The organism is Nocardia sp. NPDC059195, assembly GCF_042754695.1.
In the GTDB taxonomy this organism is placed as follows: domain Bacteria; phylum Actinomycetota; class Actinomycetes; order Mycobacteriales; family Mycobacteriaceae; genus Nocardia.
This window is the reverse complement of the sequence record NZ_JBHZBG010000003.1, coordinates 186,961-213,412: the sequence shown is the minus strand read 5'-3', so window position 1 is coordinate 213,412 and position 26,452 is coordinate 186,961. Positions and strand designations below refer to the sequence as shown.

Here is a 26,452-nt window from a genome sequence, read left to right as displayed (position 1 = left end):
TAACGGCTCTAGTCTGTTAGCGCTACGCACTGTGGAGGTTGGATCAAATGACGGTCGAGATCGTGACCGAGCCGGCGCCGGAAAGCCTGTGGACCGGATCGGGCCGGGCGACCGGAGCACCGCCGACGTCGATGATCGAGCGGATGACGCTCATTCTGGACGCGTTCGACGCCGCCACACCCACGCTGACGCTGCTCGGGCTCGCCGAACGCACCGGCCTGCCGCGCTCGACCGTGCATCGCATCCTCGACCAGATGATCCGGTTGCGCTGGCTCGCACACACTCCCGGCGGTTACCGGCTGGGCCTGCGGGTGCTCGAACTCGGCGGGCTCGCGGCCGAGCAGAACGAGCTGCGCGAGGTGGTCGGGCCGCTGCTCTACGAACTCAGTCAGCGCACCGGGCTGGTGGGGCACCTCGCGGTGCTCGACGGGCGCGAGGTGTTGTTCCTCGATCGTTCGGGTGGTCGCGGGCGGGTGGTCATCCCGACCCGCGTCGGCGGCAGGCTGCCCGCACACTGCACCGCGGTCGGCAAGGCGCTGCTGGCCACGCTGGAGCCCGGCATCGCGGAGGCCTCGCTGCGTGGCAATGCCGTGGCACGGACCGCGCGCACGATCGTCGACCGGGCCGAACTGCACCGCGAACTCGCCCGCATCCGCAACCGTCAGGGCGTGGCCGTGGACACCGAGGAATCGCTGCCGGGCGTCGGCTGCGTGGCGGTGCCGATCCGTGGCCGCGGTGTCGCGGTGGCGGCGATCTCGCTGTCGGGCACGATCAAGGGTGAGCGCACCGCACTCGACACCGCGCGGCTGGCTCGGGCGCTCGCCGAGGTGGCCAAGGAAGCATCGCGCACCCTGGCCCCCCGGCACCCGCACTAGGGCGTGCGCCGCGCGATCGCCCGACCGGCCGCGCGACCCGAGAAGATGCACCCGCCGAGGAACGTGCCCTCCAGCGCGTTGTAACCGTGCACGCCGCCACCGCCGAACCCGGCGACCTCACCGGCGGCGTAGAGCCCCGCGAACACCGAGCCGTCCGGGCGCAGCACCTGCGAATCGAGGTCGGTCTGCAGCCCGCCGAGGGTCTTGCGGGTCAGTACATTGAGGCGTACCGCGATGAGCGGGCCGTGCGCCGGGTCGAGGATGCGGTGCGGTTTGACGACGCGGACCTTGTCGCCGAGGAACTTTCGGGCGTTGTTGATCGCGGTCACCTGTGCGTCCTTGGAGAACGAGTTCGCGACTTCGCGGTCCCTGCCCACGATCTGGTGTTCGAGGGCGGCCACATCCAGCTTCGGCCCGCGGGCGAGCTCGTTCATGCCGTCGACGAGCTCGGCCAGCGAGTTGGCGACAACGAAGTCGACGCCGTGCTGCTTGAACGCCTCCACCGGGCCCGGCGCGCCCTTGGCCAGCCTGCTGCGCACGGTGAACTTCAAGTCCTTGCCGGTGATATCGGGATTCTGTTCCGAACCCGACAGCGCGAACTCCTTCTCGATGATCGACTGGTTCAGGACGAACCACGAGTAGTCGTAGCCGGTCGACAGAATCTGGCGCATGGTCTCGTTGGTGTCGAAACCGGGGAAACACGGTGCGGGCATACGGTTTCCGTTCGCGTCGAACCACAGCGACGACGGGCCGGGAATGATACGGATGGCGTGGTCGGGCCAGATCGGATCCCAGTTGTTGATGCCCTCGGTGTAGTGCCACATCCGGTCGCGGTTGACCAGCGCCGCCCCTGCCTCCTCGGAGATGCCAAGCATCCGGCCGTCCACATAGGCGGGGACACCGGAGATCATGGTCTCCGGGCACGGGCCGAGACGTTCGGTGGGCCAATTGCGGCGGATGAGGTCGTGGGCGTGACCGATACCGCCCGAACTCACGATCACCGCCGGGGCGTGGAAGGTGAACTCGCCCACCACATCCCGATTCGACGCCTGGCCGCGGTCGGTGTCGGAGGGCGCGAGGACGCTGCCGCGCGCACCGGTGACGGCGCCGTCTTCGACGATCAGCTCGTCGACGCGATGCCGGAACGCGAAGCGCACCAATCCTTTCGCCTCACCGGCCAGGACCGGCTCCAGGAAGACGCGGAGCACTTCGGGCCCGGTGCCCCAGGTGAGATGGAACCGCGGGACCGAGTTGCCGTGCCCGCCGGCCAGACCGCCGCCCCGCTCGGCCCAGCCGACCAGCGGGGTGAAGCGCAAACCCAAGGCCTGCAGGTAGTCCCGCTTCTCGTCGGTGGCGAACCGTACGTAGGCCTTCGCCCATTCGCGGCCCATCCGGTCCTCGTCCTCGCGGTCGAAACCGGCCGAACCCAGCCAATCCTGCAGTGCCAGTTCGTAGGAGTCCTTGATGCCGAGCCTGCGCTGCTCCGGGCTGTCGACGACGAACAACCCACCCAGCGACCAGAACGCCTGCCCGCCGAGGTTGGCGCGATTCTCCTGATCGAGCACCAGTACCTTGCGTCCGGCGAGTACCAACTCGTGCGCGGCGACCAGGCCCGCCAGTCCGGCGCCGACGACAATCGCGTCGGGGGAGAAATCTTCGGTGGGCTCAGGCGCTGTGCTCGACATGCCTGGAACGTAGCATTGGTTCGTCGACGGGTGGGGACAAGTCCTGGAAAACGCCCTGACCAGCGATATTTCATTCTAGGAAAGGCTCGACAACACATGAACGTCCGTACCCGTACCGGCGCTGCCGTCCTCACGCTCGCCGTGGTGGCCGGCCTCGGCGCCACCTCCTGCTCGAAATCGCGTTGGTGTGAGCGTGACCAGGGCGATGTCCACGTCGCGGACTCCTACTGTGAACGTGGTGTCGCGGGCTATGAGTGGGAGCCCGATCACGACAAGCCGAAGTACAAGAAGAAGCCCAAGAAGCACTGAGTTTCGGCAGCGGTGTTGTGCCGCAGGCGATCCGAGATGTAACCGTGGCGCAGCCGATGCCGAGTTCGCGCCATGGAGATGCAGGTCAGCGGGTATTCCACCACTGAGCACACCGAATGCTGTTGGGCAGGAGGTGAATCGCTCTTTCTCTATTTCTCACAACGGCGTGAGTAGGTGGGCACGATGACCTATCGGAAGGCAATTCGTATCGTCGCAAGGCATACAGCGCGAGCGCTGTCGGTGTTGCTACTGGCCGCGGGAATCGGGACAGCGATGTCCCCTGGACTGACAGCATGGGCGCAGAGCTGCGCCACGCTCGACGTCGTGATCGCCCGCGGCACAGCAGAACCCGGCTATCTGGGAGCCGCCATCGGCGACCCGCTCTACGCGGTACTGAGTGCGCAACTACCGGTGGACACCACCGCCCACCGGGTCGAGTACCCAGCCGACCTCCTGGTACCGAGCTCGGTCAGCGACGGCACGCGGGCCATGACCAGCCACCTGATCGATCAGGCCGCCGCCTGCCCTGAGCAGCGCTTCGTTCTCGTGGGCTACTCCCAGGGTGCGGTGGTCGCCCACGGTGTGCTCGGCTCAGCGCCGCTGCCCGGCGTGTGGGTACTGCCGCACGAACTGTCCTCGCGCGTCGTCGCGGTGCTGCTGTTCGGTGACCCACTGCGACTCATCGGCGGCACGGTCACACCGTTGTACGCCGATCGCACCGCGAACTATTGCGCCGCAGGCGATCCGGTGTGCGCGGGCGGGGTGTTCCCGGCCGCGCACGGCAGTTACGAGTGGGCGTTCGCGGCCGCGGCCGGACAGGTGGGCACGCGATTGTGAGCCCGCTCAGACGGCGGGCATGACCCCCGACATCACAGCGCCGATCTGCGCCACCGCGCGATCGACGCTGCCCGTCGGCTGGAACAAGTGACTCAATGTCAGCCGGACCATGATCTCGACGATCGAGGTCAGCTCGTCGTCGGTCAGGTCGGCGAATTCGTACCGCTCACGTGCGGTGGTGGTGAGCGCGGCGACGGCCCGTCCGAGTACCGGTTCCGGGTCGCTCACCAGGGCGGGCAGCAAGGCCGTGTCGGCATCCTGGCGAGCCGATAGCACGGCTTTGATCAGGGTGTTGTCGCCCGCGGTGCGCAGTGTGTACTCGGCGGCCGCCGTCATTCCCGCGCGTGGGTCGGCCGGGTGTTCGGCCAGCGTTTCGGCGATCCCGGCCAGGTAGATGCCGGTCTCGCGCTCGATGAGGGCATCCGCGAGCGCTTGCTTGGTGCCGATCTCCTTGTAGAGGACCGGCCTGCTGATGCCGACCTCCTTGGCCACCCGCGACATGTTGACCGCGCCCCAGCCCTCGGTGACGACCATCGTGCGCGCGGCGTCGATCATCCGGTCGCGCAGCAGCTGGCGCATTTCTGCCTGAAAGTTCGGTGGTTCGGCCACCCGATCATCCTACATGTGCCGGTCGATGTGCTCGATTGCTGACAATCTGCTCACTTGTGTATCTATTCGGAACAACACGAGCTAATGTGTAAACGAAGGCGACTTCGGGCGGGTATGTGTTCGGAGTCTCGGTGATCAGGAGAATGGCAATGACGACATCTCGAAGCATCGACAACGAAGCATCGACCACCCCGCCGCACTGGCGAGATCCCAAGCGCTACCTGTGGCTGTTCGGCCTCGTCGCCCCCAGCGCGACGATGCTGGCAGCCGGATTCGTGTGGGTCTTCAACCAGCTCGGTTGGCAGGTCGTCGCGCCCGTGTGGTGGTGGATCGGACCGATCCTGGTGTACGTCTTGCTGCCGACCCTCGACCGATTCTTCGGGCCCGACGGCAAGAACCCACCCGAGGCGGTGATGGCGCAGTTGGAGAACGACAAGTACTACCGCTACTGCACCTACGCCTACATTCCCCTGCAGCTGTTCAGCCTGGCGTTCGCCTGCTACCTGTGGACCGCGGACAACCTGTCCTGGCTCGGCATCGACGGTGGTCTCGGCCTGATCTCCAAGATCGGCCTGGCCTTCTCCATCGGCGCGGTGGGCGGTGTCGGCATCAACACCGCGCACGAACTCGGCCACAAGAAAGACGAACTCGAGCGCTGGCTGTCGAAGATCACCCTCGCGCAGACGTTCTACGGGCACTTCTACATCGAGCACAACCGTGGCCACCATGTGCGCGTCGCGACGCCGGAGGATCCGGCCAGCGCCCGGTTCGCCGAATCGTTCTGGACCTTCCTGCCGCGCAGCGTGTGGGGCAGCCTGAAGTCCTCGTGGGAGCTCGAGCGCACCCGCATGCAGCGGCTGGGCAAGAGCACCTTCTCGCTGCAGAACGACGTGCTCAACGCCTGGCTCATGTCGGTCGCGCTGTGGGTGGTGCTGGTCGCGGTGTTCGGTCCGTCCATCCTGCCGTTCCTGGTGATCCAGGCGATCTACGGCTTCTCGCTGCTGGAGACGGTGAACTACCTCGAGCACTACGGTCTGCTCCGGCAGAAGACCGCGTCGGGTCGCTACGAGCGCTGCACGCCCGAACACAGCTGGAACTCCGACCACATCGTCACCAACATCTTCCTCTACCACCTGCAACGGCACAGCGACCATCACGCCAACCCCACCCGCCGCTACCAGATCCTGCGGCACATGGACGGCGCGCCCGAGCTGCCCAGCGGCTACGCGAGCCTGATCGGCCTGGCGTACCTGACTCCGTTGTGGCGCAAGGTGATGGACCATCGCGTCCTCGCCCACTACAACGGCGACATCACCCGGGTGAACATCCAGCCGAGTAAGCGGGCGAAGGTCCTGGCGAAATATGGAGCGAACTGATGGCCTACGTCTGCCCTGTGTGCGACTACGTCTACGACGAGCGATCCGGCGCTCCCCGTGAGGGTTTCGCCGCAGGCACGGCGTGGTCGGAGATTCCCGACGACTGGTGCTGCCCCGACTGCGGTGTCCGCGAGAAGCTCGACTTCGAACCGAAGGAAGGCGTGTCCCGATGAACGACTACCGATTGTTCCAGTGCGTCCAGTGCGGTTTCGAGTACGACGAGGCGCTGGGCTGGCCCGAGGACGGCATCGAACCCGGCACCCGCTGGGACGACATCCCCGACGACTGGTCCTGCCCCGACTGCGGCGCCGCCAAGACCGATTTCGACATGCGGGAGGTGAGCCGCGGATGAGCGGGCGGATCGTCATCGTCGGCACCGGTGTCGCCGGTGCCACCGCGGCGCAGACCTTGCGCCGCGAAGGGTATGCCGGCGAGATCGTGCTCGTCGGCGCGGAGCCCAACCTGCCGTATCGACGGCCCGCGGTGTCCAAGGAACTGCTCGCGGGTACCACATCGTTCGACCGAGCGATGCTGAAACCGGCCAAGTTCTGGGCCGACAACGCGATCGACCTGCGGCAGGCAACCCTGGTGCGTGCGGTCGATACCGACAGCGCGACAGTGCAATTGAGTACCGGAGAGGTGCTCGGCTACGACAGTCTGCTGCTGGCCACCGGAGCCAAAGCGCGCACTATCGATACCGCGTCCACCCGCGTGCACACTCTGCGAACGCAGTCCGACGTCACAGCGCTACAGAATGCGATCGATGTCGGCGGCTCGCTGCTCATCATCGGCGGCGGATTGATCGGCTGTGAAGTCGCCGCCACCGCCCGCGGTCTCGGCGCCGAAGTGACCCTGTTGAACGCGGGCCCGGCATTGCTCGATCGGATCGTGCCGCGGACCGTTTCGGACCTGGTCCGCGACATCCATGTCGAGCACGGCGTCGTTGTCGAAAACAGTGTCGCCACAACACAGCTCGTCGACAACGCCGACGGTGTCACGGCCACAACCGCCGACGGCCGCGCCTTCACCGCGGCCGCCGCCCTGGTCGCCATAGGTTCGGTCCCCGACACCGCCTTGGCCGAAGCAGCGGGCATCGCGGTGAACGACGGCATCGTCATCGACCAGCACCACCGCACCTCGGCCCCGGCCGTCTTCGCCGCGGGCGACGCCACCACCGGATTCAACCCCCGCCGTGGCGAATTCGAACGCGGCCAACACTGGAACACAGCGATGTCCGACGGCGCCGCCGCCGCGAAGGCGATCCTCGGCCACCCCGCTACCCCCGCCGAAATCCCCTGGGGCTGGACCGACCAACACGGCCTGTCGATGCAATTCGCAGGCTGGATCCACCCCCACGCCGAACTGGTCGTCGACGGCGACCTGCATTCCCGAGACTTCCTCGCGATCGCCCTGCACAACGGATGCCCCGTCGGCGCCGTCGCCATGGCAAGACCGAGAGAACTCCGCGCCACCCGGACTCTCATCGCCGAAGGAGACCCGTGGTCGCCGAGCGCTTCCCTCGACCTCGTTCGATCACGCTGAACTGTGGGCCGACCGACTGAACCACAGCCCGGAACAGGTTGTCCCGGCCCGGCCGCGAGATCGCCGACTACGCGATCGCGCGGGGCGTCGGCTCGGGTGAGGTTCTCGTGTTCGGATTCGGTGGGGGAGGCGACTGAGTAGGGTCGGCGGAAAGGCATCAGGGATGGAAGGTGGACAGTAGTGGGAGTCAATCAGCGGGCGGCGGTGCCGATGAGCATGGACGAGATCGCACAGTTTCTCGATCGCACCCGGGTGCTCACGCTGGCCACGCTCGACAGAGCCGGGAAACCGCATCTCACCGCGATGTGGTTCGGGCATGTCGACGGGGTGATCTACTTCGAGACCAAGGCGAAGTCGCAGAAGTCGGTGAACCTGCGCCGCGACCCCACCATCACCTGTATGGCCGAAGCCGGCGACACCTACGACCAACTGCGCGGCGTCTCGATCGAGGGCACCGCACACCTGATCGAGGACACCGACAACGAGGAGTACTGGCGGGCCGCCATCGACATCTACGAGCGTTACGTCGGCCCGTACAGCCCCGAGGTCCGGCCGTTCGTCGAGACCATGATGAACAAGCGCATCGTGATCCGGGTCGACCAGACCAGGTTCAGGTCATGGGACCACCGCAAGCTGGGCCTGCCCCCCATGCCACTGTCGGGCAGCACCGCCGGGGCCTGAGCGATGGGCCGCGGTAGTGCCCGGAAGCCTACGGCGCCGGTGCCAAGCGGTCCGGTCCGAAGACCTCGTAGTGGATGTTCTCGGACGCGACCCCCTTGTCCAGCAGCGCCTCTCGCACGCCGAGCATGAAGGGAAGTGGCCCGCACAGGTACGCGCGGGTGCCCTCGGCGATGGTGATCTCGCCGAGGTCGGCGCGGCCTTCCCGGAGTCCGTCCTCGGGACGGCGGGCGCCCAGATCCTCGTACCAGCGGTGCATGACCGCGAACGGCAGCCGGTCGACGAGCTCGGCCAGTTCGGCACGATGGGCATGGCTGCTCGGCGCGCGATCTGCGTGGATCACCGAGATCGGGCGCAGGTCGGCGGTCTCGGCGAGGTGGCCGAGCATGCCCATGATCGGGGTGCATCCGATGCCCGCGGAGATCAGCAGCAGCGGTGCGTCGTCGTCCTGGAGCACGAGATCGCCGAACGGGGTGGTCACATCGAGCACATCGCCTTCGAAGGCGTTGCGGTACAGGAAGTTCGACACTTCGCCGGCCGGAGTCGTCGAACCGTCCGGCCGGGCATGGGCATCGACCCGCTTGACGGTGATGCGCCAGTCCTCGCCCGACGGTGCCGAGGACAGGCTGTATTGGCGGATCTGGCGCGCGCCGTCTTCGAGGTGAACGCCCACCGAGAGGTATTGCCCCGGTGAGAAGGACGGTAGGGGAGCACCGTCGAGCGACGTGAGGACGAAGGAGACGGCGTCGTCGGATTCGTGACGTCGCTCGCGCACGCGCACCTGTCGCCAGACGTCACCGTCGACGACACCCGCCCCCCGGTACAGTCCCCGCTCCATCGTGATCAGGGTCTCGGCCATCAGCCAGTACAGCTCGTTCCAGGCTGCGCCGACCTCGGTGGTCACGGCATCGCCGAGCACCTCGGCGATGGCTTCGAAGAGGTACTTGTGGACGATCGGGTACTGCGCGGGCTGAATTCCCAAGGAGGCGTGCTTGTTCGCGATCCGCGACAGGATCAACTCGACCCGTGCCTGATCCGGTTCGAGTTGCAGCGCGGCGAAGGCGGCGATGGCGCCGGCGAGCGCCTTCTGCTGGCCGCCCTGCTGCTGGTTGCCGCGGTTGAACAGGTCGCGTTCGAGTTCGGGCGCAGCGGCGAACATCTTGCGGTAGAACAGGGTGGTTATCTCGCCGATGGCGGCGCCAACGGCGGGCAAGGTGGCGCGGATGGTCTCCTTGGTGGTGGCTGAGAGCATGTCATTCTCCATTCGTTGCATCGATGTCGTAGCCCGTGCCGCCTACTCGAGGTAGCGCGAGTAGCACTGTGCGCGTGGGGTTTCGGGTGAGGTCTTCGATGGCGACGGTGTCCAGGGACGCGAAGAAGGCTTCCTGGGCGCGGCCCAGCGCCGACCGCAGCAGACAGCCCGTCCGCAGCGGGCAAGGGTGGGCTCCCTCGCATTCGACGACTTCGCCCTCGCCTTCGAGGCGCCGCACCAGCCAGCCGACCGAGGCGCTGCGCCCGAGCTCGGTGATGGCCAGACCACCGCGGCGTCCGCGGCGGGCGTCCACGACACCGAGTTCGGCCAGTCGGGTGATCACTTTCGCGACGTGGGCGTAGGACACCGCCAGCTCGTCGGCGACCTCGCGGCTGCCTGGCCGATTACCGTCGCCGACCACCGCGAGCCGCATGACGACGCGAAGCCCGAGGTCGGTGAACCGGGTGAGTTGCATGGCCCGAACCTATAATAATTCGTATTTTGGATACCAGTTTTGTGAGCGGGGTAACCAGCCGGTTCGCGTCGGTATCAACCAACGGCGATCGGCACTCGGCGGGCGTACCGTCGCCGTCTGGGGGTAGCCGGGATTCGTCGTTGTCGCGGTCAGGAACTGGCCGCGATGGGTTCTAGCGTGGGGGTATGGGACTTCGAGAGGGTCAGAAGCGGATTGTTGTGACGACGCCCGTCGGGCATGTGGGTGCCCGAGTGGTGCAGTTGTTGGTGCAGGCGGGAGTTCGGCCGACGGTGCTGATGCGCGATCCTGGGCGGCTCGATCACGCGATGCGCGGGTTGGTCGATGTTGTGCAGGTCGATCAGGGGGATTCGGATGCGGTGGTGCGGGCTACCGTGGGCGCTGATCGGTTGTTCTGGGTTGATCCGCCCTCGCTCGTGGATGGTGATCCGGTGGCGGGGTATGCGCGGATGGGGGCATCGGCGGCGCGCGCTGTGGCGGAGAACGGGATCGAGGCGACGGTGTTCGTCAGTAGTGGGGGTGCCGAGAAGCGGGGTGGGGCCGGGGAGATCGACGGGTTGGCGCGGACCGAGGAGTTGCTCGACGACACCGGAACGAATGTGGTGCACCTGCGGTGCGGCTACTTCTTCACCAATCTGCTGACCCAGCTCGACGAGATCCGGGCAGGCACGCTGTCCACGCCGTGGCCGTTGGACCATGCGATGGCGTGGGTGGACCCGCGCGACATCGGTGAGGTGGCCGCGATCCGGCTGCTGTCGGACGCGTGGTCGGGGCGTGTCGTGCAGGCGGTGCACGGGCCGAGGGATCTGACTTTCACCGAGGTTGCCGAGATCGTGGGTCGGCAGCTGGGGCATGAGGTCACCCCGATCCACCTCGCCGACAACGAGTTCCGGGAAGCACTGCGATCGGCGGGCCTAGGACAGGGGCACATCGATGGCATCGCCGGTATGTCAGCGGGATTGAGTTCCGGTTATGTCGCCGAGAACCCGCGCACGGTGCTCACCACTACTCCGACAACCCTCGCAGCCTGGACAAGCACCTACCTGCGATGAACGGAACCGGCCGGCCGCGACAACGAGCATCGCGACCGGCCGGGTATCAGTGCGAGGTCACCAGTGCACCCCGGGAAGCACCCGGCTCATGCGCGCCGCCGAGTTGGGCATCACCATCAGTGGTGCGAGGACCGGGCCGAGCACGGTGAGGGCGTTGCGTGTCGGTTCGGCAGCTTCGGCGGTCGCCTTAGGAGCCGACTTGCCTTGTGCAGCAGTGGATTCACCGAAGAAACGGAAGCCGGTATGCAGGATCGTGCGCTTGAGCGACGGGAGGAACATCTCGACCGCCTGGGCGAAAGTGCCCACGGGGGTGTCGATGCGGTCGGGGCGTTCCAGCAGCGCACGGACCACGATGTCGGCTGCCCGGTCCGGGTCGGGCAGCGGCAGCGATCGGTAGAGCTCGGTCGGAGCGATCATCGGAGTACGGACCAGTGGCATCCGGATAGAAGTGAAAGTTACTCCGTCGCCACGGTTTTCGACCGCGGCGATATCGCTGAAATTGTCCAGTGCGGACTTGCTCGCCGCGTAGGCGGCGAAGCGGGGGACCTTGGTCTGCACGGCGATGGAGGAGATGTTGACGATATGGCCGAAGTGCCGTTCGCGCATCGACGGGAGCAACCCCAGGATGAGGCGCACGGCACCGAAGTAGTTGACCGCCATGGTGCGCTCGAAGTCGTGCATCCGATCCACGGAGTTGGCTACCGAGCGGCGGATGGAGCGGCCCGCGTTGTTGATCAGGTAGTCGACGTGGTGGTATTCGGTCAGCACGGTCTTCACCAGGAGGTCGACGGACTCCGCGTCGGTGATGTCGCAGGGGTAGGCGAAAGCGGTGCCGCCGTCCGCGCGCACCGATTCCACTGCGGCCGTGAGGTCTTCGACGCCACGGGCGATCATCAACACGATCGCGCCCCGGCGGGCGACGGTGTGCGCGGTGGCCAGGCCGATGCCCGAGGAGGCCCCGGTGATCAGCACCGTGCGCCCCGAGAGCGGCTGCGCGTCGGCGGCGATACGGCCGCGGTGTGGGTCCAGGTTGGTGCGCCAGAAATCCCAGAGCCGGTCCGCGTAGGTGTCGAACGCGGGCACGGTGAGTCCGGGCAGTTGCGCCTGGGTGGAATCGGAGACGAACTCGGCGGCGAAACCGACATGCGGCGCGACCTCGGCCGGGATGCCTGCCTGTTCGAACAGGAAGTCGCGCACCGCGTTGGCGCCGGGGACGTGGCCGAGCCCGTTCAGTGCACGGGCGCTGCCGGGCACGGTGCCGATGCCGACAGGACCGCCCGCGGCGGTGGCCAGCGCACGGTAGATCTCCCCGAACGGCTGCGGCCGCGGGTTGACCAGGTGGAATGTCCGCCCGTCGAGACCCTCGCGCCGTACCAGGCGGACCATCGCCTCGGCGACGTAATCGACCGGCACCACATTGGTCGCGCCCAGGTCGGGCAGCGGCAACGGCAGTTCGGACGGCAGTGTGGCCAGCGTCGAGATGGCGGAGAAGAAGTAGTAGGGGCCGTCGATCTTGTCCATCTCGCCGGTCCGTGAATCACCGACCACGATCGCCGGGCGATACACCCGCCAGCGCACGTCGGTGGTCTCGCGAACGAGTTTCTCCGCCGCGAACTTGGTGCGGTGATACGGCGAGGTCAGGTTCTGGCCGAGGTCGAAATCCTCCTCGAAGAACTTGCCGCGATGATCGCCCGCCACCGCCACCGAGGACACATGGTGCAGGGTGGCATCGAGGCTGCGGGCCAGCTCGATCACCGAGCGGGTACCCGCGACATTGGCCGCGTGGGCGGTCTCCTCGTCGGCGGTCATGTCGTAGACCGCGCCAAGGTGCAGCACGTGATCAGCGCGCGGCGCACCGTCGCCGAGACCGAGGCCCTCGGCGGTCAGGTCGCCGACCAGCGCGAACACGCGGTCGCCGTCGAGATGTTGCGCATTGTGCGCGGTGAACTTGGTCAGCGACTCGGCGCGCACCAGCACGTGCACGATCGCGGTGGGGTCGGCTGCGAGCAGCCCCCGCACCACACGCCGACCCAGAAATCCGGTACCGCCTGTCACGATGTAGGAAACCATCGCCCCTCCTGAAAATCTCGAAACACAGTGTCATGCAACAGTGATCGGCATGCGGCGGTGGATGCGAAATCAACGGTTGAGGTCCAGCAACTGAATGGCTGGAGAGAAACCGGGCACATCGTCGTCTCGGCTACGCCTACCGTACTCGCCAGTAACCTAGGCGGGCAAGCGAATGGCGCGGCATCGCCATGTGGGAATTGTCACCTGTCGTCGCAGGTCAAAGGGTATGTGTGACAGATACTTTCAGTAACCGGGAGTTTCAGGCAACTTGTCGCTACCGCCGTGGCTGGTCCGCCAGGACGTCGCGGACGGTGCTCGCGATCCTGGCTCGGAACACCTCGGGGGCGAAGGTGTTGGCGTGTTCGCGGATCGTCGCGGGATCGTAGGCCGCCGATCGAAATTCGCGCATGCGGTCGGCCAGCGCCGCGACGACGTCGTCATCGGATCCAGCCGGGACGTATTCGCCGGTGACACCGGGGCGCACCGTGTCGAGGGCACCGCCGGCGCCGACCGCGAGCACCGGGGTGCCGCAGGCCATCGCCTCCACCGGGACGATGCCGAAGTCTTCGATGCCGGGCATCAGCAGGGCCTGGCAGCGCCGGTACATGTCCTGCAGCAGCTCGCCGGAGGTGGCGCCGAGGAAGGTCGTCTCCGATCCGGCGATCTCGTCGAGTTGGGCGCGGAACCGGCCATCGCCGAGGACGACCAGGCGAACCCCCGCTCGTTGCGCGGCGCGAATGGCGAGGTCGGCGCGCTTGTACGGCACCAGCCTGCCCGCGCACAGGAAGAAGTCCTCGCGCTCCACCGTGGGGTCGGGGGTGAAACGGCTGACCTGCACGGGCGGGTTGACGACCGAGGCGGGCAGACCCCACCAGTCGGTGACCCGCTCGGCGACCGCGTGCGAGTTGGCGATGACGTGCGTCAGCCGCGGTGCGGCGCGCAGTTCGCCGCGCCGAGCCAGGGTGCCCAGGGCGCCGAGGGCGAGTTGACCGACCCTTCCGCCTGCCTCCTGCGCGCGGAACTCGCGATCCCAGGCCCAGCGGGCGGGGGAGTGCACGTAGGCGACGACGGGCGCGTCGCCGGCCAGGGCGGCCTGGGTGGCGAACGCGTGATGGCTGATCACGACGACATCGAAGTCGCGCAACGGCATTCGACGCAGCGCGCGGGGGACCAGCGGGAGCAAGGGGGCGTGCCTACCGCCGGTGTAGGTGTGCGCCTTGCTGAGCCAGGTGTCGTGCACGGTGCGCACGGGTTCACGCAGGCCGCCCGGCGCGACGATCGGCGCGAAAACCTCGGCATCGGGCCAGGTTTCGACGAATTCGCCGACGACGGCCTCGGAGCCGCCGAACTCGGTGAAGCGTTCGTGGACGATGGCGACACGGGTCATCGCAGGGTGCTCGCTTCGATCTGTCGGGGCGCCGCGGTGCGGCGCAGTGCGGGGGCGACGGGACGGCCGCGCAGCAGTCCGTCGACGGTGCCGCGCTCGATCGCGCGGCGATAGACCTCGGCGGCCTCGGCGCACGCGGCGATCGTGGTGGTGATCGCGTCCGGGTCGTGGGCGGCGGAGGTGACGAACGATTGGCCGAGGACGCCGCGGACCAGCAGTTCCTGGAGGAACAGGGTTCGAAATGCTTGCGAGGGTGCGCCTTCGGCGTCCATGGTGCGATAGATGAGGCAGGACGGCCGACCGCGCACCTGGAGGAAATCGGCGATGCCGAGGTCGGCGGCGATCGCGTTCACCCCGTCGGCGAGTGCGCGGCCCGCCTGTTCCATGCGTCCGACGGGGTCCTCGGCGCGGTAGGCGTGCACCACCGCCCGGAACGCGGCCAGGGAGGAGGTTTCCGGGCCGTGCGTCGTCGAGAGCAGGAATACCCGCTCCTGATCGGTGCGCAGCCCGCCCCGCTCCAGGTATTCGCGCTTGCCCGCTAGCGCGGAGATCGGGAAGCCGTTGCCCATCGCCTTGCCCCAGCACGACAGGTCGGGTGTCACGCCGTAGACGGCCTGGGCGCCGCCCGCCGACCAGCGGAAGCCGGTGATCATCTCGTCGAACACGAGCAGCGTGCCGTGCCGATCACACAGTGCGCGAACACCTTCCAGGTAGCCGGGGAGCGGTTCGGCCATAGCGGTCGCGGCCTCCATGAAGACCGCGGCGACGGCGCCGTCGGCCAGTGTCGCCGCGAGCGCGTCGAGATCGTTGTACGCGAACTTCACGGTGTCGACGGCGGGGATGCCGCCCGCCATCTCGGTGGTGCCGATGAACCAGTCGTCGACAGAGAAGAACGGCTGATCGCAGACAGCGATGGTGGTGCGGCCGGTCACCGCTCTGGCCAGGCGGACCGCGGCGGTGGTGGCATCGGAGCCGTTCTTGGCGAACTTCACCATGTCGGCACCGGGTACCAGCGACAGGAAGTCCTGTGCGGCAAGCAGTTCCAGCTCGGTGGGTCGGCTGAAACTGACACCGTCGACGATCGCCGCCGACACCGCGGCGAGTACGGGGGCGTAGCCGTGGCCGAGAGTTACCGCGCGTAGGCCCATCCCGTACTCGACATAGCGATTGCCATCGGCATCCCAGACGTGAGGGCCGTTGCCGCGCACCAGGATCGGCGCCATGGACTCGGGATACTGGTCGGCGCCGCGGGCGTAGGTGTGCGCGCCGCCGGGAACGAGGTCGTGCAGGCGCGCTTGCAGCGCGTTGCTGCGATCGAAGCCGTGGTGGGCTGTCATGGGTGTTCCCCTCCGGTGCCGGGTACGCACGTCGCGGTGGTGCGTGCGGTGCTGAATGCCCACAGCTCGTGATCGGTCAGTTCGCCGTCGACACCGCGGTAGTGGTGCATGGTGCCCTCGTGGCGCAGACCGGCGTCGAGGGCGATCGCCGCACCCGCGTGGTCGGCGGACGGTACAGCCAGTGCCACTCGCCAGATGCCGAGCCGCTCGGTGGCGTGCGTGATCAGCAGACGTAACGTGCCGACCGCGATCTCCGGGGGATCCTCCGGTGAAACCCACACGGCCACACGGACATTGCGATCGAACATGTCCTGATCGAAGAGACGACACTCGCCGGCGTATCGGCCTGCTTCCTCGATGACGAGGACGACGCCGTACTTGCCGCGAAGCCCCATGCGAGACGACGCCCTGGCCCGCCACCACTCCCGCCTGGTGTGCAGCCGAGCCCAGTCCGCGGGCTGTGCCGTCGGTGCGAGCAGTGGCCTGGCGCGGATCCGCGCGGCGCGGCGGGACCTGAAATCGCCGGTGCGCCAGCGTCGTAACGTTATCGAACCCCGCTCGTCGCGGGGCGTGCCCGCGGTAGCGGCGCGCAAGGGGTCGGCGATGTGGCGCATCCTGCCGAGGCAGTAGCGTGTGCGGGCTCGCAGAACCGTGCGCCTCGATATCGTGGCACCGGTCGTCGAGCCGGGGTGGTCGGGCGGGGTCTCGGCAGTGGGGTGCGTCGCGAGGTAGCCGTCGAGCCAGTCCGCGGCGAACCCGCCCGCGGGTATCCGATCGCTGGTCACCGACCACAGCTCATGGTCGACGCGGCCGCTCCCGACGTCGAAGTACCCGGCCATGACCGCTTCCATCGTCCAGCGCTGCCGGACCGCGCGCCGTGCACCGGCATTGGTGACGGCGATCGGCGCGGTGATCCGCTCCAGACCGACAGTGCCGAAGCCGAAGTCGAGCAGCAGCGACCCGGCGAGCCCACCCGCACCGCGCCGGGCTACCTCGGCGTCGACCCACACGCTGAGCTCGGCGGCACCGGAGTCGATACCGACCAGCTCGAGCTGCCCGGCGAACCTGCCGTCGATCTCGAGCACGGTGCTCACCCGTCGTCCCGCCCTGGCTTCGGCTCGGGCAGTGAGGCATTCGCGCACCCAGCGGGTCGCGGTGTGCCGCTGCTCCCAGGTCAACGGCGAACGAAACCAGAACGGTTCGAGACAGTCGCGATCCCGCAGGCGAATTCGCTGCCACTCGGCGAAATCACCGAAAGCCGGCGGTCGCAGCCGCACCGTGACACCGTGCAGGCGCACCGGTCCCAGCACCACCGAGGCATACGACGAACTCATTGTCGCGGCCGTTGTTTGCCCATGGCCACGGTGCGCAACGCGCCGTCGGTGCCGACGGCCAGCCGCCAGTAGCTACCGGCGGGGTCCTTGAGCACGAGTCCGGCCTCGGCGTGGTCGGATAGCCAAGCGCCGCTGGACAATACGGCCGAGCGGACGGAGCCGTCGTTGCCCTGCGCCTGGAACAGATCGGCGTCGCCGTGCCCGGCGCGGGTGATCACGGTGCCGGTGAACCGTGAGGTGCGCATCCCGCTGCGCCCGATCACCTGCCACCCGTCGGGAAACACTCCGGCCCGCAGATCGTCGGAGGTGCCGGAGATGAGGTTGATCGCGGTGCCCTCCGCGCAGTCGGTGGGGTCGATGCGCAATTCGGCGGCGGGACGGTCGGATTCCTGATCGAAGACCACATTCGCCAGATACGGCTGCCTGCAATACGCGAGATCGATCCCGACCGAGCGGGCCGCCACCTTGCAATTGACCATGCCGAACTGGGCGGGTCCGCCCTTACCGCGTGTCCCGACCGAGACCGCGATATCGGCGCCCTCGAACCAGATATTGGTGAGCCACCAGTCGTTGGCCGCACCGTCGACCATGAGATGGCGATCGGTGGTGCGCGGATCGCGATCGGAGACGAATTCGACGTTGGTCAGCGCCAAGCCGGCATTGTGGTCGTTGCCGGTACCGAGCACGCCGACATAGTTACTCGTGAATTTCGATGAGGTGACGTAGTTCTGGATGCACTGCGTTTCCAGCCCGACCCCGAAATTGTTGATATCGCAGTTGATGAACGCGGTGCCACCGGTATTGCGATCCAGCACGACGCCACGCTGGGCGAGGAAGCGAGGATGGTTGTCGCTGAGGTGATTTCCGCGGATCACGACACTGTCGAAGGAACAGCGGAAGCATTCCGACAGCACGAAACCGGTGGCGCGCGGTCCGGTGAGATAGAAACCGATGCGGGAGAACCGTACCCGGCTGCGCTTCTCCAACCGGATCAGCGTGACATCTTCCTCGCAGAACACGACGCTGGAGTCCCCGCCGTCGCCGAGAACCGTTGCGTAGTCCGGCATTTCGGGCCACGACCGGACGCGATAGGTGCCCGCCGGGAAATACAGCACCACCGGTCGGTCCCTGGCGGCCGCGGCTGCCGCGATAGCCGCCGTATCGTCGGCTTTACCGTCGCCGATCGCCCCGAAATCGCGGACGTTGCGGGCCGCGGGCGTATCGCTGACGTGCGGTGACCGGAACTCGGCACTCGGTTCCGGGTCGGCGGCACACGCCGCGGCCAATGGCAGCACCGCCGCCGCGCCGAAGGTGGCCGCGAGCAGCCGCCGCCGCCCCACTGATTCCTCGTTCACAGGGGCAGCCGTTCCAGGAAACGGGCCAGAGGAGCCGACGGTCTGCTGTACACCACCGCTCCGGTGAGTTTCGCGGCGCCGAGAGTGGCGAGCGCGCCACGCAATCCGGGCCTGGACAGCGCACCGAGTTCGACGATGCCGACGGTCGCGTCGCACAGCGGTGCCACGCCGATCGCGTCGGCGGCGACGGTGACCGGCGCGGTCTCCACGATGACATGGTCGAAACGCGACGTCAGGTCGGTGAGCAGATCGGCGAACCGGGCCGACACGAGCAGATCCGGCGTCTGCTGATCGGCCGCACCGAGCGGCAGGAACGCGATCCCGGTCTCCGACCACGGCGTCAGCGCCTTGGCGACGGGCAGGGTGGCGCGCAGCACCGCCGCCAGCCCCGGGCTGTCGCTGGTGATGAACTCGGTGCTGCCGCCGCCGCTGGTGTCGGCGTCGACGAGCACCACGTGCTGACCGCTGTCGGACAGCGAACGGGCAAGTGCCATCGCCACATCCGGCTCCGACCGCGGCGACAGACTCGTCAGCTGCACGGACTTCGCGGGGTCGTGCTGAAGCAGGCGGCTGCGCAACCGCCGCGTCTCACCCGCGGCACCCGGCCTGCCCGCATCGATCACACCGAGCACCGGAACGGGCAACGCGGCCGCCACGGCATCCGAGGTCCGCAGCGAACGGTCGGTGCGCTCGCGCAGCAGCGCCGCGCCGCCACCGAGAGCGAGACCGGCGATCAGACCCAGGAGCACGATCCGGCTCGGCGGCGGTTCCAGCGGCGTGCTCGGCACCTGCGCCCGGTCGACCACGGCGACCCGCGCTGCCGGTGCCGCGTCGCGCTGGATGGACTCGAGCTCGTCGACCAGCTTGCGGAACTGTGCCACCGCGGCATCGGTGAGATCGCGGGCGCCGGCCGGCGTCGAATCCTGCACCGAGATCACGATCACCGAGGTGGCGGGCGGGGAACTGGCGGTGATCCGCGCGCGCATCTGCTCCGGCGTGAGCTTCAATCCCCTCTCGTCGACCACCCGCGCCGCGACCGTCGTCGAGGCCGCCAGATCGAGGTAGGACCGCACGCGCTGCTGCGCGGCCAGACCACCCTGATAGGAGTCGTTGACCGAGGTGCCCGTCGCCATCGACACATACATCGAACTCGACGCCGCATAGGTGCTCGGCAGTGTTTGCGCGTAAGTCCACGCGGCCGCCGTGCACACCAGCACAACACCCACGATCAACAGCCATCGCTGTCGTACGATGCGCCAGATATCGATCAAACCCATCGCTGGGACTCCATTTCCCCTGATACCACACATGATTCGGTGCGCCGGAACTCCTCGACCACCAGATACACCAGCCACGCCAGCACCGCGGTCTGCACGAATTTGCCGAGATTCTCCATGCTGCCGAGAATCCCGCGCTCGAACAGCGTCGAGGCGCCGGTGATCGCGAAACCGAGCACGACCACCGGAAACCACCGCGAATACAGCGAATACGACCAGGCCAGCAGTAGCGCGAAGGTGAACACCGCGCACACGACGACCCCGGTGTAACCGCCGAGCACATAGCCCTCGTTGAAATTTCCCTCGGCGAGCGAGACCGTCACGGTGCTCATATCCACCGAGGCGCCGCGCACCTCGTTCGCCCACGCCGTCCCGGACTGGAACTTCTCCAGCCCGAGCAGCGGCGCCGGGATGAGGCTCAGACTGGCGTGCTGGGCCACCTCGGTCGGTGTCAGCCAGCCGCCGGGACCGTAGAACAGTGCGTCGGTCGCGGCCTCGAGTAGATCGAACCGGCGCAGGATGCTCAAGAACGGTTGCACGGTTTCCGGGTAGATCGCATCGACCGAGGCCGCATCGCGGGCCGCGGTGCCGGTGGACTTGAACGACTGCAGCCAGCCGAAGCCGATCACACCGATCACGCCGATGCCCGCGACACCGAGGGCGGTGCGCCGATTCCAGCCCATCATCGAGAACCGGATGGCCAGTGCCAGGGCGGCGCCAAGGATCGGGGTCTTGGACTGCACCACCGACGACCACCACAGCTCACCGACCAGGAGACAGCCGAGGATGACGGCGGTGCGGCGCGGGTCGGGTGGTCGCAGGAAGATGATCAGGCCGATCGCGGCGATCGAGGCCGGGACGGCGAGGAACGCCAGCAGCGGGTTGGCGCTGTCGACCTCACCCGCGGTGCCCGCCGACCCGGACGCGGTGCCTGCCGCGCGCCCGAGCATGCCGAGCACGTACAGCGCGATCAGCGCGGGCACGAAATCCGGATCGTCGAGGGCGGCGGCACGGCGCAGGGGCCTGCGGTGCGCCCAGATCGCATAGGCGACAACCAGCGCCGCGTACACCCACAGCCCGAAGACGACATGCTGCAACGCGAGCGCGATCCCGCGGTCGTAGCCGAGATCGGCCAGACGCGGATCGGGCACGTTGTCACCGAAGTGCGGTTCGGGCCGCACCGCGAGCAGCACCAGCGGTCGCGCCACATACGACAGCGACCAGAACACGGCCTGCGCGATGAGGAACACCCGGGCGACGCCGGGCACCCACAGGGCAGCGACCGCGATGACGAGCAGCGCGGCGGCGACGGCGGCGACGGTGGCAGAACCGGTCAGGACCTGACCTCCTGCGCCAGCGCGACGATCTCGCGCGCCCGATCCACATAGCGGTGCCCATCGGCTACGACGCGGCGGTGCCCGGCGGCGGCCACCGCGGCGACGGTGTCGGGTTCGGCCGCGCACCGGTCGAGGATGTCGTGGAGTTCGCCGGTATCGGAGAACAGGAAGCATTCGGTGGTGTCGTCGAGCAGCTCGGCGTGCTCATCGGTGCGTTCGCCGACAAAAAGTCCACCGGCAGCGGGCACTTCGAATGTGCGGCAGGTGTGGGTGTCGCGGTTGTCGGAGTTCAGCAGCACCAGGTTCGCGCCGACCTGGGCGACCGCGGCCGAATACTGGGCACCATAGACGGCCCTGCCCACGTGGGCACCGGTGGCGCGCAGTTCGGGTACCCGGCGCCAGCCGGGCCCACGCACCAGCATGCGCTCGCCGTAGCGCCCGGCCAGTTCGACCATCGCGGCGCGGCGGTCGGGGCGGCACACACCGATGAAGCCGACCAGGTAGTCACGTCCGTCGCGGCGGGCGGTCCGGTGGTGCCAGGCCGGATCGTAGGCGCTGCGAACGAAACCGACGGCCCGGGCGCCGCGCGCCCGCAACTCGGGCACATTGTGGCGCTTGGTGGTGACCACGAGATCCCACTCGGGCTCGTGCGCGAGGTAGGCGGAGGTGAGATTTTCCGGGTTCGCCACATCGTCGGCGCTGTAATGCACATGCAGCGCGGCTGGCAGATCGAGCAATCTGCGCTGGTCGAGATGGATTCCCTTGAACACGAACACCATATCGGGATCGAAGGCCTCAGCGCTACGTTCGATTCGCTCGTGTAATCCGCGCACCTCCCACGGCGCCCGTTCCTTGCGTGCTTTGGCGTAGATCCAGGGCGGCGACAAACGGGTCGGCAAGGTGATCGCGGTCGAGTCGACGACGAGCACATCGTGGCCCGCCTGACGGAAACCGTCGGCCAGCGAGCGGGCATTGCTGCCGATCCAGTCGTCGCCGATGAAGAGGATTTTCATGCGGAGTGGTCCTTGTTACGCCGGTCGCGCAGGACCAGCATCCTGACCCGCGCGAGATACCAGGCAGCGACGGTGTATTCGACCAGCACGCTGCCGTAGACGAGGGTGTGTACCGAGTGGGTGCGGAAGGTCAGCCCGAGCGCGCAGGCCGCGATCACCGTGCCGATCACGGCGCCGGCGAGCACACCGAAGGTGTCCTGGCGGACCGGCAGGATCGCGGTGGTGACGAACGAGGTGACGGTGGTGGCGGGCAGGATCAGGATTTCGATCCGCAGCAGTGATGTCGCGCCGAGGAATTCGGTGCCGAAGATCACCTCGATCAAGAACGGGGCCGTGACCCACACCAGGGCACTCACCAGCGCGGCCAGCGCGACACAGGCCGCGAGCACCCGCACACTGTCACGCCAGAAGTTGCCGTCGCTACTGCGTCGCGCCATGCGCGGCAGTAGGGCGAAACCGATCGGGTCGAGCAGCGATTGCAAGGCCCGAACGAGGCGATCGCCCGCGGAGTACAGGCCGAGGGCGGCCGCGTTCAGTACCACCGAATAGATCGCGGCGGCACCCTGGCCGTAGGTGGTGATCAGCAAGCGGGAGGCGAATACCGGCGCGCCCGTGCGCAACAGCTCACCGACATCGCGCGGCCGCGATGGCCGGCCGTAGCGCCGGGACGTGTCGATCCAGGTGGCCACGACCGTCGGTACCGACGACACCAGCAGGCACAGCACCGCGACCTGCGCACTCGGCATGCGCGGCAGCACGCCGACCAACAGGGCGAGGTAGCCCAGCCGCCCGATGCCCTGATAGACCGTCGACGCGCCGAAACGGCCCTGACCGATCAGCAGCCAGTCCTCCGACATCGACCAGAACCCGCCCGCGAACAGGCCGAGCAGGATCATCTGCACCGGTTCGGGCACCCCGAACACCAGGCCGGCACCGAGTGCCAGCCCGAGTATCAGCAGCAGGCTCAGCCGCACGGCGAGGTAATCGCCGCGCAACTGGTTGATCGCCGCGAACCGTGTTCCGGCACCGTGGTTGTCCTCGGCGTCGGGCACGCGCGCGGCCATGAACGAGGTGATGCCGAGATCGACGATCAGCGAGCCGATGAAATAGGCCGACATCGCCATCGCGAGCAGCCCGAGACCGTGCGCGCCGAGCACCCGGGCGATCAGCGGCACCGTGATGAAGGTGACGAGATACTGCCCGTACTTGCCGAAGCTGACGAACCCGATATCGCGCAGGACCGCGAGCGGGCTGGACTTGTCGTGCTTGCCGGATCCGTGCTCGTCGTCGGGTCGGCGCTGCGCGCCGGTTTCCGGGGGGACCGCCTGTACGTGCGGGAAGACGTCGGTGGTGACGGTGGCCAGGTAGCGATCGTGCTCAGTCACCGCGGGTCACCATGGTGTCGAGGAAGTCGGCGACCGTCCGGGCACTGGTGTGGATGTCGAAGTCGCGCGCGCGGTCGCGACCCGCGATGGCGAGGCGGGCACGGTCGGCGGGGTCGTGGAGGAGGGTTTCCAGCGCGGCGGTGAGGGCGGCGACGTCGCCACCGGGGACGAGCAGGCCGTCGATCCCGGTGCGGATGATCTCGGCGGGACCGCCCGGTGTCGCGGCGACCACCGCGCAGCCCGCGGCCATGCCTTCGACGACGACCTGCCCGAAGGGCTCCGGCAGGACCGAGCAGTGCACGAGAATGTCCGCGGCGGTGAGATATTCGGCGGGGTCGTCGACATGGCCGGTGAATTCCGCGGCCACGCCCAACTCGGCCGCGAGCTTCTCCAGCTGTGCGCGGTACGGTTCCTCGCCGAAGAACGTGCCGCCCACCAGGACCACCCGGCCGGGCCGCACGCGCAGCGCGGCGATCGCGCGCAGGAAGACGTCCTGGCCTTTCCACGGACTGAGCCTGCCGACTACGACGACAACAGCCGCCGCGGCCGGGCGAGTACGCGGAACCGCTGGTGCCGCAGGCAGTTCGACACCCGGATAGGCGATCGCGGTAGCTGGTCCGGCGGGCAGGGTGGCAGCGGTCGCGCGGCTGTTGGCCAGCTGTCCCCGGCACACGAGCCGGGCCAGCACGCGGATCGCCAGCGCGGGAAGCTTGCCGAAGTAGTCAGGGGAGACCCGGTCGTGGACTTGCCACACCAGGGGAACACGCGCGCGGCGCGCGGCGACAGCGCCGAGGACCAGTGCCTTGGTGCTTTCGGCGACGACCACATCGGCGCGGGTCTCGTCGACGACCGCGCCGACGGCCCAGCCCAACCGCAGCAGGGCGATGAAGCCGATGATCAGTCCGAGCGCCCCGGTACCGATACGCATGGCGCGCGAGTCGAATTGTCCCGCTACCACCCGGGTTTCGATGTCACGGGCCCGCATCCGGGCCACCATCGGTCCGTCCTCGGTGTAGATCATGGTGACCTGATAGCGGCCGGTGGCGCGCAAGGCGTCGAGCAGTCGCAGCGTGGCGAGTTCGGCGCCGGACGGTGCCGCGGTGTGTGCGAGGAAGACAGCCCGGGTCATCGCAGGTCCCGATACAGGGCAGCGTGCCGGTCCGCGGCGATGTCCCAGGTGAAGGTCTCCGCGTGCGCGCGGCAGGCGGCCGGGTCGGGGACCGTGCCGTCGAGGGCGGCGACGAGCCGGGCGGCGAGCGCGTCGGGCTCGCCGGCGGGGACGACGAGGGTGGGGTCGAGACCGCGCACGGCATCGGGCAATCCGCCACAGTCGGTGACGATCGGCGCCCGGCCCGCGGCCAGCGATTCCAGGGCGATCAGGCCGAAGCCCTCCAGCGCGACCGTCGGCACAACAGAGACGGCGGCTTCGGCGTACAGCTCGGTGAGCCGGTCGTCGCTGACCCGGCCGGTGAACTCGACGGTGCCCGCGAGCTGCGCCGCCTCGGCGCGCAGATCCGCTTCGGCGGTACCGGTGCCGACGACCACGAGTCGAGCGTCGGGATGCGCGGCCGATACCCGCGGCCAGGCCCGCAACAGCACATCGATACCCATGCGCCGCTCGAGCCTGCGCACGCACAGCACAGTCCGGGTCGTGGCGGTGGTGTCGAGCGGTGCTGCGCGGAATCGGTCCAGGTCGACGCCGGGCGCAATGATCGAGATCCGGTCGGCGGGCACGTGGTAGTCGCGTTCGAGCACGTCACGGAAGTGGCCCGACAGCACGATGAATCGGTCGGCGCCGCGGTAGCGCAGTCGTTCGAACAGGTACTTGGCCCGCACGGCACGGGCCGATTCGCCGGCCATCGCGCTCTCCTGCGCCCACGGCCCGTGGAAGTGGACCACCAGCGGCAGCTTCGTCGTCGCGGTCCGGGCGAGGGGGCCGTACAGGCAGAAGTGCCGGTCCAGGACGGTGCCGGGGGTGAGTTCGGAGCGTGCGAGCAGCGCGGTGCGGGTGCGGTGCAGTGTCGAACCGCCCGTCGGTCCCCATGATCCGGCGCTCGCGTCGTCGGCGGTGCCGAACGCGGACGCGGTCACCGTCATCTCCGGCTGACGCGCGAGTGCTCGATACAGATCGGTGAAATACCGGTTGAGTCCCCCCGGTGTGGAACCGAACCATTCCGATCCGGTCATGTGCACACCAACCATGGCGGTCGCAGTCGTCAACCCCGGCACCCTTCATCATGTGTCCCGCGAAGTGCATCCCGACCGGCGAATTCGCTATCAGCCCACAGTCTAGGGGAGTAACCACGTTCGGGCCTACCGGGCGGCAGACATTAGGGGGGTGGGGTAGATTCGTCGCAGGGGATGGCGGGGGTGCAACAGGGCATACCCCGGTGACAGGGAGTGCGACGATGGTTTCCGCGTTGACGGTGTGTGTGCCTGCCTACGACGCCGAGCGGACGCTCGCGGTGACTTTGGAGTCGGTGCTCGCCGAGGACGCCGACTTCGAACTGCTCGTTCTCGACAATGCCAGCGCCGACCGCACCGGCGAGATCGCCCGCTCCACCGGCGATCCCCGGGTGCGGGTGCTGCGCAACGAGTCGGTGCTGCCGATCGGGGCGAACTGGGACCGAGTGATCCGGGCCGCGTCCGGTGATCTGGTGAAAGTGGTGTGCGCCGACGACGTCCTGCGCCCCGGCGGGCTGACCGAACAGTGGGCGCTGATGGCCGATGCGTCGGTCGCGATCTGCGCGGGACGTTTCGATGTGATCGATGAGCAGGGCGGCTTGCTCGAGACCGACCTCGGCCTGCCGGGCTTGCTCGGGCGCCGCACGCCACGGGAACTGGCCAAGGTCATCGTGCGTCGCGGTCCGGCCGAGTTCGGGCCGACGGCCGCGGCGATGTTCCGGCTGGCCGACTACCGGCGCGTCGGCGGCCTGCGCCCCGACCTGGTGTTCCCGATGGATGTCGACCTGTTCGCCCGCGTCGCCACCGGCGGTCACTTCGTCGGGATGGAACGGATCGTCGCCGCCTGGCGCAATTCCTCGTTCAACCTGTGCAGTCGCACTACCACCAGGTCCAAGCTCACCGACATGTACCGCTTCCACCATCGGCTCGTCGTCGACCACCCCGAATTGGTGACGCGCGCGGATGTTCTCACCGGTGACCTGCGCCTGGTCGGCCAGATCATGGAGCGGGTCAGGGTGCGGACACTGGGTGCGGTCGGCGCGGTCCGCCCGGGCGAATGAGCTA

The 26,452-nt window shown here is 68.1% G+C and carries 25 protein-coding genes; 10 read left to right on the top strand and 15 right to left on the bottom strand.

Features of this window, described 5'->3' with window-relative positions:
• The first annotated feature begins 47 nt into the window (after window positions 1-47).
• On the top strand, window positions 48-875 hold the full coding sequence (locus ACFXKN_RS05735) for an IclR family transcriptional regulator (protein ID WP_378950177.1): 828 nt from the start codon (window positions 48-50) through the stop codon (window positions 873-875).
• On the opposite strand, the gene ACFXKN_RS05730 is transcribed toward ACFXKN_RS05735, so the two are convergent.
• The gene (locus ACFXKN_RS05730) at window positions 872-2,560 is read right to left on the bottom strand and encodes an FAD-binding dehydrogenase (RefSeq protein WP_378950175.1); all 1,689 of its coding nucleotides are present in this window, start codon (window positions 2,558-2,560) and stop codon (window positions 872-874) included. The two genes, ACFXKN_RS05735 and ACFXKN_RS05730, sit on opposite strands and share 4 nt — an antisense overlap.
• Window positions 2,561-2,656: 96 nt before the next feature.
• On the opposite strand from ACFXKN_RS05730, the gene ACFXKN_RS05725 reads away from it, so the two are divergent.
• Entirely contained in the window at window positions 2,657-2,869 is a 213-nt protein-coding gene (locus tag ACFXKN_RS05725; protein WP_358059451.1) for a hypothetical protein, read from the top strand.
• Between the two features lie 183 nt (window positions 2,870-3,052).
• Complete coding sequence (locus tag ACFXKN_RS05720; RefSeq protein ID WP_378950173.1) at window positions 3,053-3,706, top strand: cutinase family protein; 654 nt, start codon at window positions 3,053-3,055, stop codon at window positions 3,704-3,706.
• Window positions 3,707-3,712: 6 nt separating this feature from the next.
• Here ACFXKN_RS05720 and ACFXKN_RS05715 read toward each other — a convergent pair whose 3' ends face one another.
• On the bottom strand, window positions 3,713-4,315 hold the full coding sequence (locus ACFXKN_RS05715) for a TetR family transcriptional regulator (RefSeq protein ID WP_378950171.1): 603 nt from the start codon (window positions 4,313-4,315) through the stop codon (window positions 3,713-3,715).
• Window positions 4,316-4,464: 149 nt separating this feature from the next.
• Between ACFXKN_RS05715 and ACFXKN_RS05710 the strand changes: the two genes are divergently transcribed.
• From ACFXKN_RS05710 to ACFXKN_RS05690, 5 genes are all read left to right on the top strand, one after another.
• Window positions 4,465-5,691 (top strand): alkane 1-monooxygenase, encoded by a 1,227-nt coding sequence (locus ACFXKN_RS05710; protein WP_379432520.1) that lies wholly within the window; start codon window positions 4,465-4,467, stop codon window positions 5,689-5,691.
• Window positions 5,688-5,864 carry a rubredoxin gene (locus ACFXKN_RS05705; RefSeq protein ID WP_379432644.1) on the top strand — a complete coding sequence of 59 codons (177 nt, stop codon included), beginning with the start codon at window positions 5,688-5,690 and terminating at the stop codon, window positions 5,862-5,864. Before ACFXKN_RS05710 ends, ACFXKN_RS05705 begins: the two co-directional genes overlap by 4 nt.
• Complete coding sequence (locus tag ACFXKN_RS05700; RefSeq protein ID WP_379432519.1) at window positions 5,861-6,043, top strand: rubredoxin; 183 nt, start codon at window positions 5,861-5,863, stop codon at window positions 6,041-6,043. The genes ACFXKN_RS05705 and ACFXKN_RS05700 overlap by 4 nt, the downstream gene beginning before the upstream one ends.
• On the top strand, window positions 6,040-7,233 hold the full coding sequence (locus ACFXKN_RS05695; protein WP_379432518.1) for an NAD(P)/FAD-dependent oxidoreductase: 1,194 nt from the start codon (window positions 6,040-6,042) through the stop codon (window positions 7,231-7,233). The genes ACFXKN_RS05700 and ACFXKN_RS05695 overlap by 4 nt, the downstream gene beginning before the upstream one ends.
• A gap of 180 nt (window positions 7,234-7,413) precedes the next feature.
• Complete coding sequence (locus ACFXKN_RS05690) at window positions 7,414-7,914, top strand: pyridoxamine 5'-phosphate oxidase family protein (protein WP_379432517.1); 501 nt, start codon at window positions 7,414-7,416, stop codon at window positions 7,912-7,914.
• Between the two features lie 28 nt (window positions 7,915-7,942).
• Here ACFXKN_RS05690 and ACFXKN_RS05685 read toward each other — a convergent pair whose 3' ends face one another.
• Both ACFXKN_RS05685 and ACFXKN_RS05680 read right to left on the bottom strand, forming a co-directional pair.
• Window positions 7,943-9,163, bottom strand: coding sequence for a globin domain-containing protein (locus ACFXKN_RS05685; protein WP_379432516.1), 1,221 nt, complete (start codon window positions 9,161-9,163; stop codon window positions 7,943-7,945).
• 1 nt (window position 9,164) lies between these two features.
• On the bottom strand, window positions 9,165-9,638 hold the full coding sequence (locus tag ACFXKN_RS05680; RefSeq protein WP_379432515.1) for an RrF2 family transcriptional regulator: 474 nt from the start codon (window positions 9,636-9,638) through the stop codon (window positions 9,165-9,167).
• A gap of 185 nt (window positions 9,639-9,823) precedes the next feature.
• Between ACFXKN_RS05680 and ACFXKN_RS05675 the strand changes: the two genes are divergently transcribed.
• Window positions 9,824-10,708, top strand: coding sequence for an NAD(P)H-binding protein (locus tag ACFXKN_RS05675; protein WP_379432514.1), 885 nt, complete (start codon window positions 9,824-9,826; stop codon window positions 10,706-10,708).
• A gap of 57 nt (window positions 10,709-10,765) precedes the next feature.
• On the opposite strand, the gene ACFXKN_RS05670 is transcribed toward ACFXKN_RS05675, so the two are convergent.
• The 11 genes from ACFXKN_RS05670 to ACFXKN_RS05620 all read right to left on the bottom strand — a co-directional run bounded on the left by ACFXKN_RS05670 (window position 10,766) and on the right by ACFXKN_RS05620 (window position 25,390).
• Window positions 10,766-12,778, bottom strand: a complete 2,013-nt coding sequence (locus tag ACFXKN_RS05670; RefSeq protein WP_379432513.1) for an SDR family oxidoreductase — start codon at window positions 12,776-12,778, stop codon at window positions 10,766-10,768.
• A gap of 274 nt (window positions 12,779-13,052) precedes the next feature.
• Complete coding sequence (locus ACFXKN_RS05665) at window positions 13,053-14,165, bottom strand: glycosyltransferase (protein ID WP_379432512.1); 1,113 nt, start codon at window positions 14,163-14,165, stop codon at window positions 13,053-13,055.
• Window positions 14,162-15,502: a glutamate-1-semialdehyde 2,1-aminomutase gene (locus ACFXKN_RS05660; RefSeq protein WP_378950149.1), complete on the bottom strand. Its 1,341-nt coding sequence runs from the start codon at window positions 15,500-15,502 to the stop codon at window positions 14,162-14,164. The genes ACFXKN_RS05665 and ACFXKN_RS05660 overlap by 4 nt, the downstream gene beginning before the upstream one ends.
• Window positions 15,499-16,836 carry a GNAT family N-acetyltransferase gene (locus ACFXKN_RS05655; protein WP_378950147.1) on the bottom strand — a complete coding sequence of 446 codons (1,338 nt, stop codon included), beginning with the start codon at window positions 16,834-16,836 and terminating at the stop codon, window positions 15,499-15,501. The genes ACFXKN_RS05660 and ACFXKN_RS05655 overlap by 4 nt, the downstream gene beginning before the upstream one ends.
• Window positions 16,833-18,191 (bottom strand): glycosyl hydrolase family 28-related protein, encoded by a 1,359-nt coding sequence (locus tag ACFXKN_RS05650; protein ID WP_378950145.1) that lies wholly within the window; start codon window positions 18,189-18,191, stop codon window positions 16,833-16,835. Before ACFXKN_RS05650 ends, ACFXKN_RS05655 begins: the two co-directional genes overlap by 4 nt.
• The gene (locus ACFXKN_RS05645; protein ID WP_378950143.1) at window positions 18,188-19,468 is read right to left on the bottom strand and encodes a GNVR domain-containing protein; all 1,281 of its coding nucleotides are present in this window, start codon (window positions 19,466-19,468) and stop codon (window positions 18,188-18,190) included. Before ACFXKN_RS05645 ends, ACFXKN_RS05650 begins: the two co-directional genes overlap by 4 nt.
• On the bottom strand, window positions 19,459-20,757 hold the full coding sequence (locus ACFXKN_RS05640; RefSeq protein WP_378950919.1) for a hypothetical protein: 1,299 nt from the start codon (window positions 20,755-20,757) through the stop codon (window positions 19,459-19,461). Before ACFXKN_RS05640 ends, ACFXKN_RS05645 begins: the two co-directional genes overlap by 10 nt.
• A gap of 44 nt (window positions 20,758-20,801) precedes the next feature.
• On the bottom strand, window positions 20,802-21,818 hold the full coding sequence (locus tag ACFXKN_RS05635) for a glycosyltransferase (RefSeq protein WP_378950141.1): 1,017 nt from the start codon (window positions 21,816-21,818) through the stop codon (window positions 20,802-20,804).
• Complete coding sequence (locus tag ACFXKN_RS05630; protein WP_378950916.1) at window positions 21,815-23,056, bottom strand: oligosaccharide flippase family protein; 1,242 nt, start codon at window positions 23,054-23,056, stop codon at window positions 21,815-21,817. The genes ACFXKN_RS05635 and ACFXKN_RS05630 overlap by 4 nt, the downstream gene beginning before the upstream one ends.
• Before the next feature lie 139 nt (window positions 23,057-23,195).
• On the bottom strand, window positions 23,196-24,332 hold the full coding sequence (locus ACFXKN_RS05625) for a glycosyltransferase family 4 protein (RefSeq protein ID WP_379432511.1): 1,137 nt from the start codon (window positions 24,330-24,332) through the stop codon (window positions 23,196-23,198).
• On the bottom strand, window positions 24,329-25,390 hold the full coding sequence (locus tag ACFXKN_RS05620) for a glycosyltransferase family 4 protein (RefSeq protein ID WP_378950137.1): 1,062 nt from the start codon (window positions 25,388-25,390) through the stop codon (window positions 24,329-24,331). Before ACFXKN_RS05620 ends, ACFXKN_RS05625 begins: the two co-directional genes overlap by 4 nt.
• 221 nt (window positions 25,391-25,611) lie before the next feature.
• On the opposite strand from ACFXKN_RS05620, the gene ACFXKN_RS05615 reads away from it, so the two are divergent.
• On the top strand, window positions 25,612-26,448 hold the full coding sequence (locus ACFXKN_RS05615; RefSeq protein WP_379432510.1) for a glycosyltransferase family 2 protein: 837 nt from the start codon (window positions 25,612-25,614) through the stop codon (window positions 26,446-26,448).
• Window positions 26,449-26,452: the final 4 nt, after the last annotated feature.

Excerpts from the sequence above, each read along its gene's own strand:
- ACFXKN_RS05670 (WP_379432513.1), bottom strand. The coding sequence starts at position 12,778 with ATGGTTTCCTACATCGTGACAGGCGGTACCGGATTTCTGGGTCGGCGT.
- ACFXKN_RS05730 (WP_378950175.1), bottom strand. The coding sequence starts at position 2,560 with ATGTCGAGCACAGCGCCTGAGCCCACCGAAGATTTCTCCCCCGACGCG.
- ACFXKN_RS05735 (WP_378950177.1), top strand. The coding sequence starts at position 48 with ATGACGGTCGAGATCGTGACCGAGCCGGCGCCGGAAAGCCTGTGGACC.
- ACFXKN_RS05625 (WP_379432511.1), bottom strand. The coding sequence starts at position 24,332 with ATGACCCGGGCTGTCTTCCTCGCACACACCGCGGCACCGTCCGGCGCC.
- ACFXKN_RS05655 (WP_378950147.1), bottom strand. The coding sequence starts at position 16,836 with ATGAGTTCGTCGTATGCCTCGGTGGTGCTGGGACCGGTGCGCCTGCAC.
- ACFXKN_RS05645 (WP_378950143.1), bottom strand. The coding sequence starts at position 19,468 with ATGGGTTTGATCGATATCTGGCGCATCGTACGACAGCGATGGCTGTTG.
- ACFXKN_RS05685 (WP_379432516.1), bottom strand. The coding sequence starts at position 9,163 with ATGCTCTCAGCCACCACCAAGGAGACCATCCGCGCCACCTTGCCCGCC.
- ACFXKN_RS05675 (WP_379432514.1), top strand. The coding sequence starts at position 9,824 with ATGGGACTTCGAGAGGGTCAGAAGCGGATTGTTGTGACGACGCCCGTC.
- ACFXKN_RS05660 (WP_378950149.1), bottom strand. The coding sequence starts at position 15,502 with ATGACAGCCCACCACGGCTTCGATCGCAGCAACGCGCTGCAAGCGCGC.
- ACFXKN_RS05720 (WP_378950173.1), top strand. The coding sequence starts at position 3,053 with ATGACCTATCGGAAGGCAATTCGTATCGTCGCAAGGCATACAGCGCGA.
- ACFXKN_RS05635 (WP_378950141.1), bottom strand. The coding sequence starts at position 21,818 with ATGAAAATCCTCTTCATCGGCGACGACTGGATCGGCAGCAATGCCCGC.
- ACFXKN_RS05695 (WP_379432518.1), top strand. The coding sequence starts at position 6,040 with ATGAGCGGGCGGATCGTCATCGTCGGCACCGGTGTCGCCGGTGCCACC.
- ACFXKN_RS05665 (WP_379432512.1), bottom strand. The coding sequence starts at position 14,165 with ATGACCCGTGTCGCCATCGTCCACGAACGCTTCACCGAGTTCGGCGGC.
- ACFXKN_RS05680 (WP_379432515.1), bottom strand. The coding sequence starts at position 9,638 with ATGCAACTCACCCGGTTCACCGACCTCGGGCTTCGCGTCGTCATGCGG.
- ACFXKN_RS05615 (WP_379432510.1), top strand. The coding sequence starts at position 25,612 with ATGGTTTCCGCGTTGACGGTGTGTGTGCCTGCCTACGACGCCGAGCGG.
- ACFXKN_RS05725 (WP_358059451.1), top strand. The coding sequence starts at position 2,657 with ATGAACGTCCGTACCCGTACCGGCGCTGCCGTCCTCACGCTCGCCGTG.
- ACFXKN_RS05700 (WP_379432519.1), top strand. The coding sequence starts at position 5,861 with ATGAACGACTACCGATTGTTCCAGTGCGTCCAGTGCGGTTTCGAGTAC.
- ACFXKN_RS05620 (WP_378950137.1), bottom strand. The coding sequence starts at position 25,390 with ATGACCGGATCGGAATGGTTCGGTTCCACACCGGGGGGACTCAACCGG.
- ACFXKN_RS05710 (WP_379432520.1), top strand. The coding sequence starts at position 4,465 with ATGACGACATCTCGAAGCATCGACAACGAAGCATCGACCACCCCGCCG.